Source organism: Paenibacillus sp. MDV22-iso6, assembly GCF_058408365.1.
Genome location: NZ_JBZVDZ010000012.1, coordinates 137,534 through 161,196, shown reverse-complemented (window position 1 = coordinate 161,196; position 23,663 = coordinate 137,534). Strand labels below are relative to the sequence as shown.

Annotated in this window: 17 protein-coding genes; 5 read left to right on the top strand and 12 right to left on the bottom strand. The window is 47.8% G+C overall.

The features are described from left to right. Nucleotides 1-503: 503 nt before the first annotated feature. The 9 genes from AC4PM4_RS27440 to AC4PM4_RS27400 all read right to left on the bottom strand — a co-directional run bounded on the left by AC4PM4_RS27440 (nucleotide 504) and on the right by AC4PM4_RS27400 (nucleotide 13,348). Nucleotides 504-1,049, bottom strand: a complete 546-nt coding sequence (locus tag AC4PM4_RS27440) for a GNAT family N-acetyltransferase (RefSeq protein ID WP_491615000.1) — start codon at nucleotides 1,047-1,049, stop codon at nucleotides 504-506. Nucleotides 1,050-1,099: 50 nt separating this feature from the next. Continuing rightward, nucleotides 1,100-2,704 carry a response regulator gene (locus AC4PM4_RS27435; RefSeq protein ID WP_491614999.1) on the bottom strand — a complete coding sequence of 535 codons (1,605 nt, stop codon included), beginning with the start codon at nucleotides 2,702-2,704 and terminating at the stop codon, nucleotides 1,100-1,102. Further along, the gene (locus AC4PM4_RS27430) at nucleotides 2,701-4,599 is read right to left on the bottom strand and encodes a cache domain-containing sensor histidine kinase (RefSeq protein WP_491614998.1); all 1,899 of its coding nucleotides are present in this window, start codon (nucleotides 4,597-4,599) and stop codon (nucleotides 2,701-2,703) included. Before AC4PM4_RS27430 ends, AC4PM4_RS27435 begins: the two co-directional genes overlap by 4 nt. 25 nt (nucleotides 4,600-4,624) lie before the next feature. Further along, the gene (locus AC4PM4_RS27425) at nucleotides 4,625-5,473 is read right to left on the bottom strand and encodes a carbohydrate ABC transporter permease (RefSeq protein WP_274569221.1); all 849 of its coding nucleotides are present in this window, start codon (nucleotides 5,471-5,473) and stop codon (nucleotides 4,625-4,627) included. Beyond that, a complete protein-coding gene (locus tag AC4PM4_RS27420; protein WP_274569220.1) occupies nucleotides 5,470-6,420 on the bottom strand; it encodes a carbohydrate ABC transporter permease in 951 nt (316 codons plus the stop codon). The genes AC4PM4_RS27425 and AC4PM4_RS27420 overlap by 4 nt, the downstream gene beginning before the upstream one ends. Nucleotides 6,421-6,466: 46 nt before the next feature. Then, a complete protein-coding gene (locus AC4PM4_RS27415) occupies nucleotides 6,467-7,801 on the bottom strand; it encodes an ABC transporter substrate-binding protein (RefSeq protein ID WP_063566437.1) in 1,335 nt (444 codons plus the stop codon). A 335-nt stretch (nucleotides 7,802-8,136) separates the two neighbouring features. Further along, on the bottom strand, nucleotides 8,137-10,434 hold the full coding sequence (locus tag AC4PM4_RS27410; protein WP_491614996.1) for a glycoside hydrolase family 88/105 protein: 2,298 nt from the start codon (nucleotides 10,432-10,434) through the stop codon (nucleotides 8,137-8,139). A gap of 256 nt (nucleotides 10,435-10,690) precedes the next feature. Beyond that, the gene (locus tag AC4PM4_RS27405; protein WP_063566439.1) at nucleotides 10,691-12,265 is read right to left on the bottom strand and encodes an S-layer homology domain-containing protein; all 1,575 of its coding nucleotides are present in this window, start codon (nucleotides 12,263-12,265) and stop codon (nucleotides 10,691-10,693) included. 264 nt (nucleotides 12,266-12,529) lie between these two features. Continuing rightward, nucleotides 12,530-13,348, bottom strand: coding sequence for an endonuclease/exonuclease/phosphatase family protein (locus AC4PM4_RS27400; RefSeq protein ID WP_063566440.1), 819 nt, complete (start codon nucleotides 13,346-13,348; stop codon nucleotides 12,530-12,532). Nucleotides 13,349-13,630: 282 nt separating this feature from the next. On the opposite strand from AC4PM4_RS27400, the gene AC4PM4_RS27395 reads away from it, so the two are divergent. Both AC4PM4_RS27395 and AC4PM4_RS27390 read left to right on the top strand, forming a co-directional pair. Next, nucleotides 13,631-15,397, top strand: a complete 1,767-nt coding sequence (locus AC4PM4_RS27395) for an SWIM zinc finger family protein (RefSeq protein ID WP_161490619.1) — start codon at nucleotides 13,631-13,633, stop codon at nucleotides 15,395-15,397. Nucleotides 15,398-15,402: 5 nt separating this feature from the next. Next, entirely contained in the window at nucleotides 15,403-18,417 is a 3,015-nt protein-coding gene (locus tag AC4PM4_RS27390; protein ID WP_063566524.1) for a DEAD/DEAH box helicase, read from the top strand. A gap of 103 nt (nucleotides 18,418-18,520) precedes the next feature. Here the strand turns inward: AC4PM4_RS27390 and AC4PM4_RS27385 are convergent, their stop codons facing one another. After that, entirely contained in the window at nucleotides 18,521-18,985 is a 465-nt protein-coding gene (locus AC4PM4_RS27385) for a hypothetical protein (RefSeq protein WP_465118155.1), read from the bottom strand. A 306-nt stretch (nucleotides 18,986-19,291) separates the two neighbouring features. Between AC4PM4_RS27385 and udk the strand changes: the two genes are divergently transcribed. Further along, entirely contained in the window at nucleotides 19,292-19,924 is a 633-nt protein-coding gene (udk, locus tag AC4PM4_RS27380; RefSeq protein ID WP_063566443.1) for a uridine kinase, read from the top strand. Nucleotides 19,925-20,100: 176 nt separating this feature from the next. Further along, complete coding sequence (gene csaA / locus AC4PM4_RS27375) at nucleotides 20,101-20,430, top strand: chaperone CsaA (protein ID WP_491614994.1); 330 nt, start codon at nucleotides 20,101-20,103, stop codon at nucleotides 20,428-20,430. A gap of 111 nt (nucleotides 20,431-20,541) precedes the next feature. Here the strand turns inward: csaA and AC4PM4_RS27370 are convergent, their stop codons facing one another. Further along, nucleotides 20,542-21,381 (bottom strand): AraC family transcriptional regulator, encoded by an 840-nt coding sequence (locus AC4PM4_RS27370; RefSeq protein ID WP_400349323.1) that lies wholly within the window; start codon nucleotides 21,379-21,381, stop codon nucleotides 20,542-20,544. A 194-nt stretch (nucleotides 21,382-21,575) separates the two neighbouring features. Here AC4PM4_RS27370 and AC4PM4_RS27365 point away from each other — a divergent pair, with 194 nt between their 5' ends. Beyond that, nucleotides 21,576-22,877 carry an alpha-glucosidase/alpha-galactosidase gene (locus tag AC4PM4_RS27365; RefSeq protein ID WP_491614993.1) on the top strand — a complete coding sequence of 434 codons (1,302 nt, stop codon included), beginning with the start codon at nucleotides 21,576-21,578 and terminating at the stop codon, nucleotides 22,875-22,877. Between the two features lie 86 nt (nucleotides 22,878-22,963). Here the strand turns inward: AC4PM4_RS27365 and AC4PM4_RS27360 are convergent, their stop codons facing one another. Continuing rightward, the gene (locus tag AC4PM4_RS27360) at nucleotides 22,964-23,662 is read right to left on the bottom strand and encodes a response regulator (RefSeq protein ID WP_090811463.1); all 699 of its coding nucleotides are present in this window, start codon (nucleotides 23,660-23,662) and stop codon (nucleotides 22,964-22,966) included. Nucleotide 23,663 lies beyond the last annotated feature (1 nt).

The following is a 23,663-nucleotide window of genomic DNA, read 5'->3' as shown; positions in this document are numbered from 1 at the left end:
CCGCACCGTGTTTCTCGTGTTTTCTTGGCCGGAATTAGAATATACCATGTACAAAAATAAATTGCAACCCTTAATTAATATTTTTCTATCTCCGTTTATGAGAACAAATAGAACCGTTATATCTCCCTTCTATTTATAATCAATCTTTGTCTTGCAATCAGCCCCATCTGCTACACTCAATAAATATGACAATGTTGAATATCATTAACTTATTGAGAAAGGTAATAGTTAATGTTCATAGTAAACTGAGATTCTATTCGTTTTGAAGAAACACTATTTAGTAGCTCAAGGGATACCTAGTCTTGTATCGCACATATCTATTAGCCTCTATAACAATATATGAAATCAGATTTTAAGAAACTACATCTAATAGATATTAACTCTCTCCATGAGAGATAAGTAGTTACTCGTGTATCTGTTCTTTCATATAAAAGAATAGTTATTGAATAATAAAAGGAGTGGCGTATATTGTTAGCCAACCTCTCACCACCACCTTCTCCCCCTCAGCCCCTGAACCTTCCCATCATAACTGTATCGTAATACCGACCGTCCGCGTGTCGTCGATCCTTTTTCACAGTCCCCTCTATCTCGAAGCCCATCCTTTTGTAAAGCTCCATCGCTTTATCGTTCGTCCCCACCACGTTCAATGCCATCTTCTCAATTCCATTCGTGTCTGCCCAATCTATTGATAGTTCGAGTAGTTTCTTGCCGATCCCGTAACCCCAGAACTCTTTCGCTACACAAACGCCAAATTCAACCTTATGAGAAAATCGCTTTAGATCAACACCTTCACACCTGGAATACCCGACGATTTGTTCCTTTACAATAGTAACGAGAAACAGGTTTCTCTCTTTCTCCGAGTCCAAACGGATTATTTGTTCAAATCTAGCTGGATCAATAAAGCCTTCACCTTGCTCACGATCCATATACTCGGTTTCTCCATCCATCTGTAAACGAAGTGAAGACAATGCCTCAGCATCCTTTTCCATTGCGGACCTAATTGAATAGGTCAATCCTTTTACGTTAAACTCCTGTTGATCGATGATCATACGTTGTAGTCCGTCCAATCTATTTTATTATGCTTACCCTATTGATGGCTCTACCCCACCTCAGACGGACTCTTGCCCGTAAGCATCTTGAACACCTGACTGAAATACGTCGCGTTGCGGAACCCAGTCATTTCACTAACCTCGTAGACCATGTAATGCCCTGACTGTAATAGTTCCAGCGCACGTTGAATCCGATACCCATTTACATAACTCACAAAGTTCTCTCCGGTCACCCTCTTGAACAGCTGACTCAAATATTTGGGGTGTACAAACAGTCCCTTGGCAATGGCTTCAAAACTAATCTCTTCAGCATAATGCATTTCAACGTACTGTTTTACCTGCTCCACTAGTTTATTGGTTTTTTTCTCGCCCATTTCTTTACGTATCTGTTCCATCCAGTTTCGAATAATACCATCCATCCAGCATATCAGATCCTGCAGCCCATATTTCGATTGAATTTCCCGCAAAAAATGGCTCATCGAGAGCGGTGTTGCCAGCATGGGATAATGCCGGTTCCAACTATGAATTAACGTGTCGAACAGGCTCACAGCCACAACCTGCACATCCTGAATACTGGTACCACCCCCTTCTTCCAGCAGATTGCGAAGGTGAACCCATATCTCCTCTGCCAGATCAGTCCTCATACCTGCCCATGACTCACTCCATTGTCGCAGCAATTGCGAGTAATCCGTTGCGCTCGGGGTTAACGCATCTGATGAATCATATCGATATACACGGCTCCCGCCTTGAAACTCTGCTTTCTCCAGCGCCTCTCTGCTCTCCAGATAGGAGTCCATCACTTCGCATAAGTGCTCTTTGGACGTTCCAATACCTGCGCTCATTTCGATTTTGAGATACGTAAAAATCTGATCAATCATCCGTTCAACAATGGACTCAAATTGCTCTAGTGGGTCCTTCTCGTCAAATAGAAGCAGCACTAACACCTGGTCCGAGTAATCCACGATCTCCACCTGGCAGTCGTTTATCTGCGAAATCTGCTCTTTGACGGTCTCCTGAATAATATCAGCTGCCCCATATCTTAATAGCTGCCAGTCCCTCTCTTTCATCTTTGTCAAAAATGCAGGCCGGTACAACTGTAGACTGATGGCGCGCACTTGAGAGGGTATACGAATGCCCACATAATCCATACGCTCCGCAGGTAACTCCTCTTCCCGGTAGCGTGTGGTTAACAACTCGTGGAGAAACAATTTGCGAAGATAGGGAACCACCCGCCCAATCTCCTGTTTGTACGTCTGCTCCAGCTGCTCTCGCCGCTCACGCACATCCTCTTCCAGTAGCACCTCACGCAGAACAGACTCAATCTCCTCCACTTCCGCAGGCTTTAGCAAAAAATGATTCACGCCCCAGCGCATGGCCGCCCGGGCATTCTCGAATTCGTCATATCCGCTAAGAATGATGATCGGCAGATGGGGATGGTCCCGCCGCAGCGCCTGCGTGACCTCAAGTCCTGTCATTCCTGGCAAATAGACGTCCGTCATCACAAGATCGGGGCGCAGCTGTTGGAACAGCTCCAGTGCGTCCACCCCATTGGAAGCTGTTCCTGCAATGCGGAGGCCGATGGATGGCCAATCAATATGGTCGGTCAATGCTTTTACAATATGCGGGTCATCGTCTACGAGCATAATGGTTTTCATTCATTTTCACCGCCCAGCCATAAGTTTAATTGTTCTTCCGTCTCAATACGCGGCAGTGTAATGGTCACTTCTACTCCGCCTAATTCACCTGCACATATATCAACGCCGTACCCAGTGCCACAATATAATTGAATGCGTTGATGTACATTTCGTATCCCAATGCCAGTCATCTCCTCCAACTTCCAGCCCTCAGGCAAGCCCTGTCCGTTATCCTTTATGCAAATGATGATTTTGGATGGTGGATCGTTGCTCTCCGATTCCCGTATATCCACCTGTATGCGAAGTTGTCCTTCCTTCGGATGCCCATGCATGACCGCATTCTCGATAAAAGGCTGCAAAATGATTTTGGGAATGTGACAGCCTCGCACTCTCGGATCAATCTGTTCCTGATAATCAATAGAGAAGGGCAGCCGCTCCGACTGAATTCTGACATAACAACGAGCATGCTCCAACTCATCCCGTACCCGGATGAATAATCTGCCACCGCTCAATCCAATACGCAGCAGTTTGCTGAGTTGTACAATCATGCGGCTGATGTCCTTGGCTTCATAATCGAGAGCACGCCAGTGGATCATGTCAAGTGTGTTGTACAAAAAATGCGGTTTGATTTGCGCCTCCAGTAAACCGGTCTGTGCTTCACGCTTCGCCCGGCTCTCTTCCTTGACCTGCTCCATCAACTCCGTCAACTGTGAAGCCATATGGTTGAATCCATACGCCAAATGGGCATATTCCTCAGTAAACGAAAGCTGAACCCGGGTATTGAAATCCCCCTTCTCCAGTTGCCTCATCCGCTTGATCAACTGACGTAAAGGACGAACAATCCGCCAAACGAACAGATAAGCAAGTACCGCTGAAAATAGTAATCCCAGCACAGCTATTCCAAGGACCTGCCATCCGGCCTGCCTCACAGGAGATAACAGGGTGTGAACAGGGATGGTCTGTACCAGTCGCCACTGAAGCATGGCAGGTCTTGAATACAGAACCAGCTGAGCTCCACCAGGCTTGCCGGAAACCACTTCAAATCCGTCCTGCCCATGTTCAACATGCTCCTGAATCCATGCACGATCGACGACTGGTTCGCTTTCCCCAGCAGCAGCTACATTAGCAGATACATTAATAGAAGGAAAAATTTTTGAGGCTCCATGAATTAAGCTTGAATCCTCAGCAGAATTCACCCCTAAATTGTCATCGCCCATCTGCATGACGACGTTGCCTGCGGTATCCACCAACAGCACCTGTCCATCCAGCACCATCGGCATATCCGCAAATCTGCGTACAATATCGGCGCGACTCAGGCGAATGAGCACGTAGGCTACCGTACCACCCCGGCTGTCAAAGATTCGCTGGGCGTATCCGATTAGCGATTGGCCTGATTCGTTTTCCCGCAGAGGTACCCAAGCCGCATCCGCATGCTCCAGTGCAGCAAACCATGAATCACCGGCAATCGTATCCACTGAATAGATGCGGTCGGCCATCGTGACAGTGACACCGTTGAAGGCATCCGTATACAGCTCCACTGAGGTAATACCTTCACTGACTACCACCGTATGATCCAGTATTTTGGATACCTCACGCCGTTGGTGGATCTGTGTCAGCCTTCCCGTTCCCTTCGTTTCCAGCAGATTCGACAGCTCACGGTTGCTCGCTAAAGAATAAGCCGTGCCTGTCACACCAGTAATAAAATCAAACCCGCGGCGTGTACTCTCGTTCAGAAGAGCAAGTCGTGCTTTGCTGATCTCGGTAAACGTGACGGCAGAGAACGACTGGTATGCCAGCCAAACAATAACCGAGACGAGCAGCAGGTTAAACGCAATAAAGCAAGTCACCATCAACGTGGAGAGCTTGCTTTGTTGCAGCTTATGATTTAGGAATACAGATAATCTTCGTTTCCGCATGGAATCAACTCGTTTCGTCTTGGAATTACCCTTTGAGCCCAGAGGTAGCGATTCCTTCCACGAAATACTTTTGACACACGATAAATACGATAAAACAAGGCACCAGTGACAGCACTGACATCGCAAACATCGGGCCCCAATCGGATTGGGAACTGGAATCGAGGAATAGACGTAAGCCCAGCGGCACCGTATATTTGCTGACATCACTCAGATAAATCAACTGGCTGAAGAAGTCATCCCATGTCCACAAAAAGGTAAAGATCATCGTCGTCACCAGCGCCGGAAAGGCCAGCGGGATGATAATTTTGGTATAAATTCGTACAGGACCACATCCATCAATCGTCGCCGCTTCATCCAACTCTTTGGGCAATCCCCGGAAGAACTGGACCATCAGGAAAATAAAGAAGGCATCGGTCGCCAGCCATTTTGGCACTACCAGCGGCAGATACGTATTCACCCATTCCAAATGGTTAAACAGAATATATTGAGGGATCAGCGTCACATGGTGTGGCAGCATGATCGTCATCAGCATTAAGCCAAAGCAAATCGCTTTGAACCGAAAATTCAATCTGGCAAAGGCATACGCCGCCATCGAGCAAGAGATAACATTGCCAAGCACAGAGCCCAGCGACAGGACGACCGAGTTGGTCAAAAAACGGGAGAAGGGATTGCCCTGAATCCCCGTCCAGCCATTGATGTAATTTTGCCAATTCCATGCTTGCGGCCAGAACCAGGTCTCGGTGAAAATCATATGTCCCGGTTTGAATGAACTACCCAGCATCCAGAGCACCGGGTACAGCATGACAAAGGCAATGACCGAGATCAGTACATGTTTGGCGACTACCCACGCAGCAGAGTTTCGTTGTCCAATCATGATTTTCCACCATCCTCATAGTGCACCCACAGCTTGCTGCTGCGGAATACCAGCAATGTAAAGACACCGATCAGAATCACCAGCACCCAGGCCATCGCGGACGCATAACCCATCTGGAAGAACGAGAACCCTTTTTTGTACAGGTATAAAGAGTACATTAATGTTGAATTGACTGGCCCCCCGCTGCCGTTACTGATGACAAAAGCCTGAGTAAATGACTGGAAGGAGGTAATCAGCTGCATCACGAGATTGAAAAAGATAACCGGCGACAGAATCGGCAGTGTGATATAAAAGAATCTCCGGAGTGGGCCTGCTCCATCAACGGCGGAAGCTTCGTCATACTCAGGTGGAATCTGCTTCAATCCTGCCAGGAAAATAATCATCGACGATCCGAACTGCCATACGGACAGCAGTACGATCGAATACAGGGCATATTTCGGGTTGGCGACCCAATCGGGTGCCTTAATGCCGATCATGGCAAGCACCCCATTGAGCAGTCCGTCACCGCCCAGCATTTTGCGCCACAGCATCGCAATCGCCACACTTCCCCCAAGCAGGGTTGGGATGTAATACACCGTACGGTAAATGCCAAGCCCACGAATGCCCTTGTTCAACAGCATCGCCACCAGCAGGGCAAAGATCAGCTTGATCGGTACGGATACGGCGACATACGTAAATGTGACTTTGAGCGATTGGATAAACAGTTTATCCGATGTAAACATCGTGGTGTAGTTATCCAGACCGACCCAGGAAGGGGCGGCCAGGATACTGTAGTCGGTGAACGAAATGTATAAGGAAACGAGCATCGGCCCAAGTGTCAGAAATAATAAACCAACCAGCCATGGGGCCAGGAAAAGAAGCGCTGCTCCATTATGGGCATATCTCCGTTTCACCCGCTGGGCTGTCACACGCTCAGTTCGTGCTTGACTGACCTGTGTTGTACTCATCTTCGCAACCTCCCCGCGGAATATGAAGTCTGGAACCGTTCAAGTGTTATTGACTTGATGCAAGTGTCGCCTTGGCCCCTTCAATGAACTGGGCAATCACATCCGGTGTGTTGTCTTGACCAAAGGCAATCTGCTCGCTTGCACTCTTGAAGCTGGTATCCACTTCGGAAAATCCTTGCGGGTATGGCGGATCAATTTCACTGGAGTTTTTCGATACCACATCGATAAATTGGAAGATAACTTGCTCCGCTTCTGGCAGTGTAGGCTGCATCTTCTCACGGATACTGGCATTGACGGGTACTCCGCGTTCCGAGCCGAGAATGGCGGTAGCTTCGGGATCATTTACCATGAAGTCGATAAACATTGCCACTTCCTTCGGATGTTTCGTTTTGGCATAACCGGACAGGAACTGGCCTGCTTTCAGGTATTCACCGATTTGCTTTTCACCCACACCGTGCGGAAGCACTTGTATCCCAAGCTTATGATCCTGGTTTTTGTTCACCTGCTGGAACGTCAGCAATTGGTTAGACCAGGCAAAGTCCATGGCAGCTGTACCAAGTGAGATCGGGCGTGTCTCCAGTGCATTCGTAGTGGACGCTGTCACTTCTGCGGAGGTAGCACCTCCGTTCTCACGAAGCGCCCCCCACATGTCAAACCATTGCTGAAGCTCCCCGCTGGTTGCTGTCAACGTCCCGCCATCAAATAGCCCCTTGCCTGTTTGCCGGATAAATACCTCAAACATGTTAGTAGTTCCCGATACATCCGCCGAACCGTAGAAACCGTCACCCTTCTCTGCTGCAATTTTGGCAGCTACGTCACTAAAATCTTTCCACGTCCAGCTTTCCTGCGGCTCCTCGATCCCGAGCTCCTGGAATACGGTCGCATCATAGATGACACCTGGCGCATTTACACCCAATGTAATGGCGTATAATTTATCGTCAATCGATCCGGCTTTGAGCATGCTCTTATCATGATCCTCGGTGCGCAGCTCCTTGCTCTCTGCGTATGGGGTCAGGTCAAGCAATGCACCACGCCGGGCAAAATCGGTTAGAAAAGCGTAATCCATCTGAATGATATCCGGTGCATTTGAACCGGCTACCTGTGTGGTCAGCTTGTCAAAGTATCCGTCCCAACCGGAATATTCCGGCTTGATGGTAATGCCAGGGTGTTTTTCTTCAAACAGCTTAATCACTTTGGTCGTAAGATCGTGTCGAGTCTGTGATCCCCACCAAGTCATACGAAGTTCAATATTGCCGGAAGTTCCCCCTTCTTCTCCTTCATTGGATGAAGCAGATGGTCCTGATGACCCTCCGGAACAGGCTGTAGCGAACATTAACAGGGATAGGCAGAACAAGGTTACCCACTTTTTGGTATTCAACATGAATGAATTTCCTCCCCTTTAGCTTTTATGGAATCGCTTACAAAAACTATTGTAACGGCCTATGGCTGCTCATGACATAAACAAAAGTAAGCTTTCCTGTCAAAAAAGTAAGGGGTTGGGACAAATGTCCATTCAATTGTCTTCAATATTCTTAGTGATTAAATAACCACCAGGAATGACGCTCCCAGTGGTTATTCATATATACTGCATTCCTCGTGCCGCGTACTCTACTTCGCTCCATCTCACCAGTGGTCATCCAGCCGTCTGCAATGAAACGTTAGAGTAGCTATCATGTGAGATTTCGATCAAGGTATCCTGTAGTTTTACTGACACTTTCAGGATTGCGTCACAGCAGTTGATGACACCTTAGGCTGGGCCAGATGTTTCTTCATCTTCGCCACTTCGGTTCCTGCCAGCATCATAATGCCAATACCGTGATTGTCATTCGTTACCGTGAGCAGGTCCTTATTGTAATATTCTGCAGTAAAGGCATATCTCGAACCACTGCATACACCATGTACATTACCCTGACGATCAATCGCTTTACGGGTTAATCCGTTCCAGGCCCGCTCAGCCGCTTCAATGTAACGTTCAGGTTGATATAACCAATCAAAACGTACTCCCCGTGCAAAACCATAAGCAAACATCGCTGTACAGGAGGCTTCCTGGTATGTTTCCGAATCATTCAATACCTGATGCCACAATCCACCCTCTCCTTGCAGAGCTGCATATCCTTCACATAATTCATTAAAGAAGGCAATTAAAGTCGGGCGCTCCGGGTGCTCTGTCGGCAAAGCTTCCAATACCTCAGACAGCGAAAAAAGCGTCCAACCATTTCCCCGTCCCCACGGAATTTGTGTCGCCTGTCCATATTTAAAATCGTATACGTGGGACATGATCTTGAATTCAGGCATGAACAGATATTTCCGATACAATAAAAATTGTCTAGCAGCTTCATCCAGTGCTGAATTATTTCCCGTCAGTCGGGCATACCGCACAAGAAACGGAGTGCTCATATAAAGGTCATCTGCCCACATCGTATTCTCGGCAAATTCACCGATACACTCACGGTAAAATGCACCGTCCTCCTGTCGCTCCAACCGGGTCAACATAAAATCTGCAATTCGATCGGCAATCGGCAAAAACGTCGGCTCCTGACATTCGGAATAGGCTTCCAGCATGGCTGAGCCAAAGGAGCCACAGTTATCCAGCATTTTCATCATAACCAGCTGCTGGTTAACCGCTGGGAAACCATACTGCTCCCGATCCCATAATGAGTACTCATCCATACGGGTACACGCCTGCACATGTTCTGACGCATAACGCGTAATGTCGGGCCGCTGCAAATAACGTCCAGTTTGCAACAGACCATATACGGTGACACCTAAAGGATAGTCCCAGCGACCATAGTTGGTTACACTGCCTACGGTCCATTTGTTACTGAGCATTGCATTTTCATAATAGGGGCGTATCCACGCATCCGGTCTGTCCAATCGCCAATATATGCGTTCCTTCCGTGTATGTTGGCTTCCCATTTCTTCTGGGTTATCGTTCAATACACTTCCTTTAAACACCCGATCAGTACGCATTAGATCCTGCAAATCAGGTTCTACGTCCTCCGATTCAAAAGGTCCTAGATATAGCCACGGCTCTCCAGAAGCTCCGTGCACACGCTGGGGAAGCTCCAGTTCCAATTGCTCTCCATTCACCGTTGCATTTATTACAAAATTCCATGACTCAGCCGTATCGCTACATTCACTGCGAATCAACAGGTCATTCCGTCCAAAAGATCCGGGTATGTTCACCTCGAATGGACCTGCTTCCTTCAATTGCACTGCCGATACACCGTTCAGCCATATATTCAGTGGTCCGGAAGATTGACCAGACAAACGGATCGGGCAATCACTTGAATCCCTGTTGATTAACCGTGTCCACGCATAGACTTGCTGACCTGGAAGATGTCCGTATATTCTCTCCAGGGATGGTTGCGTCTGTTTCTCCTCTGACCATTGCGCGTCAGGCAGCCAATCTAGTCTGTGATCCTCTTCTGACCCGAGCAGATTCCATTCCGGATGATTCTCCTCCGAACTTATCGGTTTGGAATACACCCATCCGGCCTGTCCCTGTCTCTCCTGGAAAGGAGCAAGCACATTCAGAATACGCACTTTCCCCTCGTCCGAGCCAAACTGGCATCCAAAGCCCGCAGGTGTATACTTCATCTCCAGCAACAACATATTCCATCCCGGTTTAATGTCGATTCCCAGTTTCACAGTCGCGTCCAGGTTGATCTCATCCATGACCGTGGAGCGATATACCAATTGCTCGTTAAAATAGAAGCGAACCGGTCCATAACAGCGGATCAGCACATCCAGATTTCGATCTTCATCCCCCCATACCAGCGCTGCGGCATAAGAAATCTGACCTTTCTGTGCATCAGGGAAACGTTTACTCAAATTCAGATCATACAGACCCTTCTCATTTTGCAAAATACCAGACTTCTGAAATACGCGATATACAAAATCAGCCTGCGCGTTGGCACCTATATACCTCTCTGCCAGCACCTTCAGCACCTGATCCTGATCTTCTCCGAATCGATAGTACATACTCTGCGGTTCACTGAAATACGTTGTCATTGAATGCCCACATTCCTCTCCCGATGGAATACATAGGTATAGCGCTTAACCTTTGTGAGAAAATCCCTTTTTGGTGAACGTTGATGATCCTCGTTTATCTTTGGAATAGCCAAATAATAAACCAAGTATAACTGACCTGCTTCCCGGTGGCTACAGATTTTTGATTACGCTTACAAATAAATAATTGTATTGTCAGTCTGACGATAAGACAAAACAACGGACTACATCGTTGTAGTCCGTCTCATGTAAATTAAAATTATCCGAAGATGTCAAATTTAACGAATAGCTTCTCTGTTTCTTCATATACAGATTTGGTTAATCCTTCGCCGTCAGCATCTACACGAATGATTAAATCATATTGACCTCTTGTCTCATTCATCTTATTTCCCAATTGCAAAATAATAGGTGTGCCGGGTTCTACATTTACTTTAAGCTTAAGCGTATGACCATCATTACTGATCTGACTGCTATCTATTGTATAATTCTCACCATCAATTTGGTAAGAATCATCTATGCTAAACTGGAACGCATCGGTCCAATACTCGATGGTGCCATCCACAAATTCTTCCCCTACATCGTAGTTTAGAGAAAATGGATTATTTCCATATTGAACTTGAAGATACTTTGTTTTAGAGTTGCTTGAGTCGAAGCCAAACTTACTGGAACCTATAGTCGGCACGTCTACTGGCATTTCTCCGTTTACAAGTGTAAAAGTAAATACATGCGCCGCATCTTTAGGAGACTCATTACCTGCTGAATCCTTGGCAGTAACCACAAATGTGTAGTCTCCTGGAGTCAAATTTTTCAATTTGGTAAGCGCAAGTGAACCATCCGATTTGCTTTTGGCAAGGGGAATTCCTTCTTCCAACTCTCCTTCATCCACGACTCCATTCGTATTCGCATCAGTCCAACTATAGAAAGTTACAACGGCTCCTTCTTCACTTACTGCTCCAGAATCCCCCTGAACTTGATCCCAGGTTCCGCTGTAATTATCGATAATGCTAAATTTGCTTACATCCACCGTTGGTGCTGTTGTATCCGCAGGTACAGATGGATTCATGTTCCCGCTGTCGCTACTTCCACCTGATGAGGACCCGCTATTATTCGAACTGGTAGATGGAGCCGGAGTAGGCACGGGCGTTGGTGTTACCTCTGGTGTTGGTGTTGGCGTAGGCACTGGTTCAGGTTGCGGACCTGTAGTTTCTTTTATCGTTTGCAGCAATCGAGAAGCCGTCAGTGCCGCAGCTTGACGATCGGCTTGTAACACGGGTTTAAACATGTTGTTTTGATCACCGATAATGTATCCAGCTTCGAGTGCCGCTCCAACCGCATCTTTTGCATATTTCGAAATAGTTGCGCTATCCTTGAACGTTAAGGAAGCAGCTTTGCCCGTTACGTCTGTTCCCTTTGCTCTCATCAGGGTTACGACCATATCCTGTCTGGATAATGTCTTACCGCTCCCGAATTCCCCGCTTCCCATGCCTTTAAATATACCTGCTTGATATACCGCTTCAACAGAAGCATAGGCATAGCTAGTCACAGGAATATCTGTAAATGTCGGATTGGATGGGACGTTATTGGTTACATCCAGTTTTAACGTTTTGGCAACTAGGATGGCAAAATCCTGTCTGGTAATCATACCGGACGGATTAAATTGGCCATCACTGAATCCAGTGACAATCCCTTCGTTTTGCAACTCTACTATGGCATCTTTGGCATAGGATTTATCGATATCGGTAAATGATACTGCGGCGTTAGCCTGTGTCGTCCACAAAGGTGTTGTCAACAAGGACGCCGCGAGAATCGAGCTGATGAAATGATTTTTTTTCAAAAGAATGCTCCCCCAATATGAAGTAAGTTCGTGTCATTCCAACGCAAAATCCAATCGAGGATCTTCCTTAAATAATATGGACATGTACGATAATGCACATTATATAGAGAGGCTCTGAACCGATTCTGAACAAATCGCCTTATTTCGACAACGTGGGGAGCAAAGGTTTAAAAATAAAAAGCCTCCGCTCACTTCCTTATAAGGAAGTGAGCGGAGGCTTTCGTTTTATTTTGATAAAAAATTGTGTACAAGGCTGACCTACTGTTAAATTTCCACAGCTACGCCATAATGGTCAGAGACCACAGGGCCGTTCTTTCCGTTGAGAACTACTGTCGAAGACTTCGCCTGTACCGGACGATTGGAGAAAATATAATCAATACGCAGATCGCGTTTGTTATCCGCCCAGCCGGCAATGGCTTTGACCACGGTTGCACCGTCATCCTTTTGCACAGCCGTCGTGTACAGGTCGTTCCAGCCCTTGCTCATCATATAATCGTAGCCTTGCCCACGTACTTCCGCGACATTATTGAAATCGCCCATCATATACAGCGGCTGGTCCATATATGGAGCGAGCTTGCTCTCAGTCAGTTCCCACTGCCCCTTGAAAGGCTCTTGTTCATCATCCCACCAGTTATAGTGTCCATTCACAAACCAGGTTGCTTCGCCTTGTACTTCAGTCTGAACACCTACAATTTTGCGTGTGCGGTAGTTATCGTAATCCCGCATGTGGGATACATACTCTCCAAAAGCCTTTGTGATCGGCGTCCGGCTCAGGATAGCCAGCCCTTCATCGTATTTTTGGAAACCGACATGGGCCGGAATCCATGTCCAGTAATAGGTCTCGGTCAATTGCGTAAGCAGAACGTAGGCGTAATTGTCTTTTTTGATCACAGCATCCGATTCCGTGGCAAAGTAATGTTTCAGTTCCTCCGCGGACAGCGCTGCTTCTTGCATCGATTGATTAACCTCTTGCATGGAGATCACATCAAATTGGTGTGTATTGATAAAATCAGCCAGCTGACTGATCTTGTTCAGTTGGTCTTCTTCTGCCCAAGCGTGCGTATTTAACGTAAGTATTTTCATATGCTCTCTCCTGTTGTTTAAAATTAAGCCGAATCCCGGCCTGCATCGTTCCTGAAAGGAATACATACGATAAGCATACACAAGACGAGCCTATTATGCATGGTTTATGGTAAAAAATAGAGATCGGTACTCTTGGGTTTCACCTATTAAAAAGTCCCATCCAAGTTCTCAGAACCGATGCACGGAGCACATGATAACTGATATGATGGATACATGAAATGTACACCATTACGTCAAGACGTGGTGATTACTGAACCTATGATTTCCCCAGGAGATGGAATGATGAACATACCTATTGACATGAACATGGATGATGCGCAGTGGCAACAGCTGATCAGGCAGGTCGCTGAACATTTTAACAACCTGACGATTATGCGCGGATTTCAATATTATAAACAGAAACGCGTCGGAACATTAACCTTCACTGAACAAAACGGAATTTTGGCTGAAGTGCAGGGCTCCGATGATTATAAAGTAACCCTGAGCTTGCAATCGTTGAACACCAGTCACTGCACCTGTCCGGTAGGATCTCATTGCAAACATATGATAGCCGTTCTAATGAGTTATGCGGAGCAACTGGGGCGACCCGTACATGGCATCGTCAATGCTCACTCCAGTACTGCACTGAAACAGGCTCCAAAACCTGCTGCTATGGCGACTTCAGGACGTTCGGATTACGCAGCGCACGAAGAGGATCTCACCATCCCTGATAACCAGTATAGCCAGATCAAGGAACGTGCAACGGAACTTGCAGAACTTGAAATCACGGAATGGCATGAGCTGTTTCGGGCATGCCTGAAACGACTCGGGATAGGCACGCCAAGTACATCGTATGTGCAGGCCGCAGCGGACGAGCTCTATTCCATTAAACCTAAGCTATCCGCTGGCATGGACCAGTTATTTGAGCTGCATGTTCAGTTGCACCTGATTCGCTTCTGTGTGCCTGGCCGCAATTCAATCACACATACACCGGTGTATCTGAGCTATCCTGCTCAACTTGCCGTGGATGCGCTCCAGAAAGGACTGGAACAGATCTTTAGCCGTCCGTTGGATCTCTCAGGTCTGAAGGGCACGAAGCTTGAACAACTTTGGAAAAGGCTTGAGGAAACCTCATCTTACCTGCGTACGCAGATGATATCCGAGACATCCAGCATGATGTTCTTCACCCCGATGTATCGACAGCTTTGGTTAAACTGGATCGTGCCTCATCTCCAGGAAAACCGAAAAACGCTAGAGTCAGAGCTAGCGTTTCTACAGGAAATGGAGAACGGACTGACTGCTGCTTCCAAACCCGCCAAACCTGGTGAGAGCGTGCTAAGCGTAGCGAATCTAACGGAAAATGGGCGCAATGCGCCGATTAAATCTGCCACTCTGCCCTTGCCGCTGGTATTGGCGCAGAGCTGGATGTATTTCCATTTGGGACAAGATGATCAGGCTTGGCAGCGATTGATTAGCGGAGGCTCGGCATATGGCATCCCGCCGGAGCATCTGCTGCATTTTCTTCATGTGCTTGCAGATTCTTCAGACTGGAAACGGCTAGGCGAGTGGTTAGTACAGCTCGGACCTCTGCTCGCGAACCGACGGAACTCCCCTCTGAATGATTACATGCAGTTGTGGGACACAGCCATTCATCATCTTCCTGATGTAGAACACCGCATGTGGGACACATTGGTCAGCATGCTGCCTCATTCCAGGCCAGCTTATGAAGAAGCAATGCATTCCCGGGGACAGTGGCGGCGGTGGATTGATTTTCAACTGAGCACGGAGACAGAGCCGCTAGAATTCCGGGTAGCGGTGCTACAGCCGATTGAAAAGGATGCACCCGAACTGCTTTTGCCTTTCTACCATCAAGCAGTGGATCGTTATATCGGACACAAAAACAGGGACGGATACAAAGCAGCAGTGAAACTGTTGAAGCGTCTGTCCAAAATTTATAAAAAATTGAAGCAGGAAGAACATTGGGAGCAGTTTATCACCACATTGGCTGTTCGCAACAGCCGACTGCGCGCCCTGCAGGAAGAGCTTCGGAAAGGTAAGTTGATCTCATGAGCCTAATGCACCCTTACACCGAAACAATTGAGGTCCATGTTGCATTGACAGGATACGGGGACGCCTTGTTCTATGGAGCGCTGAACACCCATCACTTTGTATCGGGACAATCGCTCAAGCAGCGATTATTTGCTTGGCATGCCCCTTCTTTCTACGGTACAGAACTTGAAACAAGACAGATCGAAGAAATTGAACTGGTCGTACTGCCTGCGGAAGAAGTGATTCCTTTCTTCAGCGAAATGAACACCCTTCTACACATAGAATGGAAATGGGACGAGCAGGCAGAGCATTTGATCCGGCTGGCCCCGGTACTCGCAGCATCGATTGAGAATCGTAAATACATCCCTAGCTTCACCGCATTTCGTACCGGACAACTGCAATGGACCTGGGACCCGGACAGCTTGAAAAAGCAGGATCGCACCACTCTTGGCAAAGCTCTGGAACAAACGGATGAGAGCTACGCCGAAGGGCTGAGTGCTGCCTTTTCCGCTTCCGTGTTCCAGCGATGGTACAGTACGGAGGAAGCGGCCACCGATCTGCGGCGAGAATTCCCGCAGTTGTTTCCACAAAGCGGAACAGCTCCGCAAACAGCCGGCATGGATGCCCAATCCTGGCTGGTGTCCATCGGCTGGAAAGCAGACGCAGCCCCATTCCGTCCACTCCTGCAATTGCTGGAGCCGGAAGATGATGAACCGGCTTGGCGGCTACGGCTGGTATTGCAGAACAAACTGGATGCAGCCGTACTCGTTCCCGTGAGGCTGGATTCACGTGGCCGGTTGGAAGGTGAATGGCCTGACGTGTGGACGCCGTTCATCCTTGATCGTTCGGCAGGATGGCTGGAGCAGCTGCGTGCACATCTGCCCCGAATTCGCCGCGCTATCAGTGGCAGTCGGGATGTGCTCAGTGATCCATTGGGAGATCAGGATGCTTGGCTGTTCCTGACGCAAGACAGCGGACGACTACTCGAAGCTGGCTGGCAAGTGCTGCTTCCGGGTTGGTGGGAAGCTGCACGCAAGAAGAAACCCAAGCTGCGTGCCAAGGTGAAACCGGAGGAAGGCAGTGAACGGGGACAGTCGTTCTTTGGACTGGACTCGATCATTCATTTTGACTGGCGTATTGCGATTGGGGATACGGATCTCAGCGAGGAAGAATTCGCTGATCTCGTGGCCCGTAATGAGCGGCTGGTCCGCTTCCGTGGAGAATGGGTTCCCCTCGATCCGGCCTTGCTTGAGCAGATTCGTAGGGCCATGGGCGGTGTGGATCAGGAACAGGGGCTATCGTTTCAGGATATTTTGCACCTGCATCTGCTGCATAATGAGCAACGCGAATATCGTAACCAGAAACGCAAAGAAGGACAGGATGAGGAAGAAGAACAGCCACAATCCAACGAGAACATTCGACTTGAGGTGGAACTGAACGAACACCTGAACCGGGTAATTGCACAGCTTGGCGGCGGGCAAGGCGGCGCTCCTTCCCTGCCTATTCCGGAAGGATTGCATGCTGAGCTGCGTTCTTATCAAAAAGAAGGTTTCGCATGGCTTGGATTCCTGCGTAGATTCGGTCTCGGGGCTTGTCTTGCGGATGACATGGGACTGGGAAAAACGATACAGTTCATTACGTATTTACTTCATCTCAAAGAGCATGAGCAGCGCTTGCCTGGGCAGGCCCCGGCCCTTCTCGTCTGCCCCACTTCCGTATTGGGAAACTGGCAAAAAGAAATCAGCCGCTTCGCGCCTTCAATTAACGTCAGTTTGCATTACGGGGCACGAAGACTGAGCGGAGAAGAGTTTCGGGAACAGACTGAACAGGTAGATATCATCATTACCTCCTATGCAACAGCTACTCTGGATCAAGAGATGTTGCAGTCATATACGTGGGCATCCATCTGTCTGGATGAGGCGCAAAATATTAAAAATGCCCAAACGAAGCAGTCCATGGCAGTACGCAGCTTCCCGGCAAAACACCGTATTGCACTGACTGGTACGCCGATTGAAAATCGGCTGTCCGAGCTGTGGTCCATCTATGATTTTATTAATCCAGGCTATTTGGGCAGCGCGCGGGCATTTCAGACTCGCTTTATCAGTGCGATCGAGAAGGATAAGGACGAGCAACGCATGCAAGATTTGCAGCAGCTCGTGAAGCCATTCATGCTGCGCCGCAAGAAGAAAGATCCGAATATTCAACTCGATCTGCCGGACAAAAATGAGATGAAAACCTACATTCACCTTACGGGTGAGCAAAGTGCACTGTATGACCAGTCCGTTCAGGAACTGATGGACAAAATGAAAGAGCTGGAAGGCATCAAGCGCAAAGGTGCGATTCTGTCTGCCTTAACCCAGCTCAAGCAGTTGTGTGATCATCCCCTGCTGCTGACCAAAGAAGCCTTGCCGGAAACGATCTCCTCGGAAGGCTCTGTAACAGAGTATGACCTGTACAGTCCGCAGGATATGGCCATGCTGATCAGTCGCTCCGCGAAGCTGGAACGACTGATGGAACTGGTCCGCGAACTACGGGATGAGGGCGAACGGTGCCTGATTTTCACACAATACATCGGCATGGGACAGATGCTGCAACAAGTATTGAGACAGGAGTTGCAGGAACCTGTGCTATATCTGCATGGGGGTACGTCCAAGACAGGAAGGGATCGCATGATTGATGAGTTCCAGTCCCGGACGTTGCCTGCGGCAGAGCAGCCGTCGGTCTTTATTCTATCCATCAAAGCAGGCGGCGTGGGCTTGAACCTGACCGCAGCGAATCATGTATTCCACTTTGACCGCTGGTGGAACCCTGCCGTAGAAAATCAGGCTACAGACCGCGCCTATCGGATGGGACAGACGAAGGATGTTCAGGTACACAAGTTCATCTCGCTGGGCACACTTGAAGAACGCATTGACGAGATGCTGGAGAGTAAACAGCAGCTCAGCGACAATATTATCACCAGCTCTGAAAACTGGATTACCGAGCTGTCGACGGATGAGCTGAAGGATCTGTTCACCCGGCGCCGCGACTGGTCGGGTTAACTCCAGACTAAGTTGATGCAACATACGCAACCTTGTAAATAGTAGAATACAAAAAGAGCGAAGTGTCGGAAATGTATTCCGTCTTCGCTCTTTTTTTACATTCCTAGCGCATGTTTCCGATGATAGACGATCTTGAATCCTGCATTTTCTTGATGAAGTTAGTCATCACATCAAAGGTTTCATTACGTTTGTTAGATAAAGACTGCAAACGCAGCATATCCATCTGTAGTGAATTGCCCATCGCATCAATTTGGTTTTTCAGCTTTTGAACTTGGGCAGTATCCCCGTTCTGAATAGCTGCCTGCAATTGTACGTTCAGCTCTGCAATCGCTTGATTTCGATTTTGAACTTCTTGAATTTGTGCCTGCAATTGGATATCCAGCAATTTCGTGCGTTCTTGCTGAACCATCATCAAAGCTGTTTCGATATCCATGCTGCTCAGATCAATAGCTGAAGACCCCACCGGATTTACCGTAGATACACTTGCTGCAGAAGCAGAAGTTACGACGGATACAGCTGCAATGGCAGCAATAACTGTGGAAGAAATGACTTTGCTTGATTTTTTCATAACGTACACCTCCCTTTATATTTGTAGATACCCCCCATTAACTGGCATCTTTCGACATCATATATCGAAGGTCCTAGATCCTACAACCTATAATTGCGAAGTTGAGACTAAATTGATACAGGTTGATGGGTAGTTCTACAGAAAAATGTGGTAATTCCCTAAGGTGAAAAAAGTGAGTTGCTGTGCTACAATAGAGGAATTGTGCATTCACAGACAGATATGTGGGTAAGGACTTGAATCTATCCCGATTCATCCATTATTTATCCATAACCATGCTGCCATTCTAGGGAGGTTTATGGAACAATCATGCTCATTATTGGTATCGCCGGAGGAACCGGCTCCGGTAAAACGACGGTAGCTCGCTCCGTCATAGACCGTCTTGGATCGGGCAAAGTGACTTTCATATCCCAGGACAATTATTACAAAGACCAGTCACAGCTCACCCCTGAGCAACGTCGACTCACCAATTACGATCATCCGTTTGCATTCGATAATGATCTGTTAATTGAGCATCTTACCCTGTTAAAACAAGGACAAACGGCATATGCTCCCGTATATGACTTCACCATAGATAACCGTGCCGCTGATGAAACGGTTGAACTGGCACCGAACCATATCGTTATTGTGGAAGGACTGCATGTCCTGATCGATGAACATCTGCGTGCCCTTCTGGATATCAAGGTATTTGTTGATACGGATTCCGACGTGCGTATTCTGCGCAGAGTACTGCGGGATATGGAAGAACGCGGCCGTACGATTCAATCCGTGTACAAACAATATCTCGAAACCGTCAAACCGATGCATGATGCTTTTATCGAGCCTTCCAAAAAGTATGCAGACATCATCATTCCCGAAGGTGGACATAATGAAGTCGGCATTCAGATGTTATCCATCCTGACTGAGAAATATCTGACTGGTGAAAAGTGGAATGGCGCATAATTTAATATGATGTTGCTGCATTAAGCGCTCTGCCCCGCTCACTTAACAGTGGGACAAAAACGGGCATCGCTCATACAATATCACCACTAAAATCCAGGTTGCGATTAGCGCAATCTGGATTTTTTGGGTATTTCTATTTTATAATGGACTCCATAGCTGAAAGGAGACATCACAACATGGCTACTTTTGAAGAGTTTATACAGCATGATATCCGCGTTGGTACAGTGGTAGAAGCCGAACCTTTTCCAAAGGCACGCATGCCTGCCATTAAAATGACCATCGATTTCGGCCCACTTGGCCTTAAACGTTCGAGCGCCCAAATTACGAAACGTTATACCCCTGACATAATGGTAGGTAAGCAGGTTATTGCTGTAGTCAATTTCCCACCGCGCCGAATTGCAGGTTTTGTATCCGAAGTACTGGTGCTTGGCGGCGTGCCTGGCGAAGGTGACGTTGTATTGTTAACGCCGGACCAGACCTTACCGAACGGAACGCCGATTGCCTGATTTTTTATCATATCGCTATTCCTGTGTTTTTCACCTTAAAGTATAAGGCTATGAATCTTCGGATTCGTGGCCTTTTTTTTGCATTTTTTGAGGTTCACAACATAATGAAAACTATTCTCCCTGTTCCATGCTTCTCGACCCTTTTGGAGACACACCCGTCACTCGCTTAAACATCTTGGAAAATAGTAATGGATCTGTATACCCCACAGAGTGGGCCACTTCACTAACCGACAGGGCTGAATGCTGCAGCAGTTCAGCTGCACGATTCATCCGGTATTCGAGAAAGAAAGCCTGTAATGACTTGCCGTACCTCTCCTTAAAAAGCCCTGACAGATATGTGCGATCCAAACCTACGGCTCGGGCAATATCTAGAATTGAAGTTCTCTGACTATACCTGTTCTCCATAAATTGAACGGCCTGCCTGATGTATTCCTCTTTAGTGGACAGTGGCCGTTGCAGCTGCTCTTCTGCGGGAGAAGATGCAATCAATTCGGCGATCAGCCGGTACAGCAGGCTCTGGTTGAACACATCTCCCCCGGTACGTGTTGATGCTTGAACCATCTCCGTATAAAGACGAGCAAATGTGTCTCCATCTCTAGCCTCAAATACAGGATGTTCCGGACTGATGTGAGCCCGCTGCATGAATGCCTTGGCATGAACACCCTTGAACCCGAACCAGGAATAAGTCCATGGCTGCTTCGCATCCGCTTCATAATGAATAAGCGTATCCGGAAGAATCACAAAGCCTTGACCCTGTGTAAGCTCGTATTGCTGATCCGCCATAAACACAGTGCCCCGGCCTTCATGAATGTAATGAACAATATAGGCATCCCGAACACCCGGACCCCAATAATGCGACGGATCACATGCCTGCCAACCGAAAAATAACAGTACCAATTCCATCTGCGTCAAATCCATAGGAACCACGTTCGTTTCGATTAATTTCAACATTCCACACTCCCTCCGTTCACCACAACAGGCAATCTCTTCACTAAAATTATAACAGGTAAATAGATGAATTATTAGCTGTAAGCGAATCCAAAAATGGGATTATGCCATGTTTCAGAGAGGTTGAGCCATAGTTATATAAGCCCAATCCGCCTATATTGGAGGTACACCATTTATTCAGGGAGGCTGAACTTGAGATGAACAAAATTACGTTCCTCGGTGCGGGAAGCACCGTTTTTGTCAAAAATGTATTGGGTGACGTTATGATGACCGAAGCACTTCAGGATTTTGAGCTGGCGTTGTTCGATATTGATGCTGAACGCCTAAGCGACTCAGAGCGTTTGCTTACCAGTATGGCCCGTTCGCTCGGAAGCCAATGTGCCATCAAAGCTTATACCGACCGCAAGGAAGCACTGCGCGGAGCCAAATATGTGATTAACGCCATTCAGGTGGGCGGTTATGATCCATGTACCATTACGGATTTTGAGATTCCGAAGAAATATGGATTGCGTCAGACGATTGCCGATACGCTCGGGATTGGCGGGATTTTCCGTAATTTGCGGACGATTCCGGTGATGCTCGATTTTGCACGGGATATGCAGGAAGTGTGCCCTGATGCGTGGTTCCTGAACTACACCAACCCGATGGCGGTACTAACGAATGTCATGAACGTGCATGGCGGAATCAAAACCGTAGGTCTGTGTCACAGTGTACAGGTGTGTGTACCGCATCTGTTTGATGCACTGGGGATTGATCAGACGGGTGTGGTCGCGAAAGTTGCGGGTATCAACCATATGGCCTGGCTGCTGGAAGTGACACGGGATGGTGAAGATTTGTATCCAGAGATTAAACGTCTGGCGAAGGAAAAGCAGAAAGAGCAGCATGATGACATGGTGCGTTATGAGCTGATGCAGCGTTTTGGATACTATGTAACCGAGTCCTCCGAGCATAATGCCGAGTACCATCCTTATTTTATCAAACGAAACTACCCCGAGCTGATCGAACGCTTCAATATTCCGCTGGATGAGTATCCGCGCCGCTGCGTGAACCAGATTGAAGGCTGGAAAGAAATGCGTGAGAAGCTGTTATCCAGCGAAAATATTGAACATACGCGCAGCCGCGAATACGCTTCGCATATTATGGAGGCCATGGAAACGGATCGCCCTTACAAAATCGGCGGTAATGTCATGAATAACGGACTGATCACCAACCTGCCTCGTGAAGCCTGTGTTGAAGTGCCTTGTCTTGTTGATGGATCAGGCATCAGCCCGACTTATATCGGGGACCTACCTCCGCAACTTGCGGCATTGAACCGTACGAATATTAACACCCAACTATTGACCATTGAAGCGGCGATTACGGGCAAAAGAGAGCACATCTATCATGCAGCGATGCTTGACCCGCATACAGCTGCCGAGCTGTCCATCGATGATATCGTTGCGATGTGTGATGAACTGATCGAAGCTCATGGCGACTGGTTGCCGAAGTACACGTCATAAGAAGTTCATTGTTTGCAATTCAAAAGCACTTGTCTCCTCTCAAGGAGGGGCTGGTGCTTTTTTGAGCTTTCATCTTGTTTTCCAGCCTAATCCTGAAGCAGAAAACGATAGCCGATTCCCGGCTCGGTCTGTATAAAACGTGGACGCGTGGGATCTTCCTGCAATTTTTTGCGCAGATGTCCGACATATACCCGCAAGTAATGGCTGTCCGACTCATGATGATGCCCTCCCCAAACCTGTTGCAGCAGCTGGCGTTGGGTAATAATTTTGCCTGCATGGGTTGCGAGCACTTTCAGCATTTCATACTCGGTTGGTGTTAACTTTACTTGTGATCCGTCCAAATCGACCTGTCTCTGGGCCAAATCAATCGTAAGCGGACCAAAACGCAATACCGGCTCATCCGTCGTTTTGGCCACATGGCGAAGGGCAACCCGAATACGGGCAACGAGCTCCCCCATGCCAAACGGTTTGGTGACATAATCATCCGCCCCGCCATCAAGTGCAGCAATTTTATCCTCTTCGCGTTCCTTTGCAGTCAGCACAATGACTGGTACCTGCGACCATTCCCGAATCCGCTGAAGTACATCCATTCCGGACATACCGGGCAAGCCCAGATCAAGCACAATCAGATCAGGATGCACAATGCTCGCCTGAATGACCGCTTCTTCGCCGTCGGCGCATTCGTGAATCTCAAATTGATGCGCCTGAAGCGTAACCTTCAGCAGTTTACGGATTTGTGGTTCATCATCCACAATTAATATACGCGCGCCTTGCGGTGCCGTCATG

What these genes read in the sequence shown, in the direction of transcription:
- AC4PM4_RS27440 (WP_491615000.1), bottom strand. Translation starts at nt 1,049, where the DNA reads ATGATCATCGATCAACAGGAGTTTAACGTAAAAGGATTGACCTATTCA.
- AC4PM4_RS27435 (WP_491614999.1), bottom strand. Translation starts at nt 2,704, where the DNA reads ATGAAAACCATTATGCTCGTAGACGATGACCCGCATATTGTAAAAGCA.
- AC4PM4_RS27430 (WP_491614998.1), bottom strand. Translation starts at nt 4,599, where the DNA reads ATGCGGAAACGAAGATTATCTGTATTCCTAAATCATAAGCTGCAACAA.
- AC4PM4_RS27425 (WP_274569221.1), bottom strand. Translation starts at nt 5,473, where the DNA reads ATGATTGGACAACGAAACTCTGCTGCGTGGGTAGTCGCCAAACATGTA.
- AC4PM4_RS27420 (WP_274569220.1), bottom strand. Translation starts at nt 6,420, where the DNA reads ATGAGTACAACACAGGTCAGTCAAGCACGAACTGAGCGTGTGACAGCC.
- AC4PM4_RS27415 (WP_063566437.1), bottom strand. Translation starts at nt 7,801, where the DNA reads ATGTTGAATACCAAAAAGTGGGTAACCTTGTTCTGCCTATCCCTGTTA.
- AC4PM4_RS27410 (WP_491614996.1), bottom strand. Translation starts at nt 10,434, where the DNA reads ATGACAACGTATTTCAGTGAACCGCAGAGTATGTACTATCGATTCGGA.
- AC4PM4_RS27400 (WP_063566440.1), bottom strand. Translation starts at nt 13,348, where the DNA reads ATGAAAATACTTACGTTAAATACGCACGCTTGGGCAGAAGAAGACCAA.
- AC4PM4_RS27395 (WP_161490619.1), top strand. Translation starts at nt 13,631, where the DNA reads ATGAACATACCTATTGACATGAACATGGATGATGCGCAGTGGCAACAG.
- AC4PM4_RS27390 (WP_063566524.1), top strand. Translation starts at nt 15,403, where the DNA reads ATGCACCCTTACACCGAAACAATTGAGGTCCATGTTGCATTGACAGGA.
- AC4PM4_RS27385 (WP_465118155.1), bottom strand. Translation starts at nt 18,985, where the DNA reads ATGAAAAAATCAAGCAAAGTCATTTCTTCCACAGTTATTGCTGCCATT.
- udk (WP_063566443.1), top strand. Translation starts at nt 19,292, where the DNA reads ATGCTCATTATTGGTATCGCCGGAGGAACCGGCTCCGGTAAAACGACG.
- csaA (WP_491614994.1), top strand. Translation starts at nt 20,101, where the DNA reads ATGGCTACTTTTGAAGAGTTTATACAGCATGATATCCGCGTTGGTACA.
- AC4PM4_RS27370 (WP_400349323.1), bottom strand. Translation starts at nt 21,381, where the DNA reads ATGTTGAAATTAATCGAAACGAACGTGGTTCCTATGGATTTGACGCAG.
- AC4PM4_RS27365 (WP_491614993.1), top strand. Translation starts at nt 21,576, where the DNA reads ATGAACAAAATTACGTTCCTCGGTGCGGGAAGCACCGTTTTTGTCAAA.
- AC4PM4_RS27360 (WP_090811463.1), bottom strand. Translation starts at nt 23,662, where the DNA reads ATGACGGCACCGCAAGGCGCGCGTATATTAATTGTGGATGATGAACCA.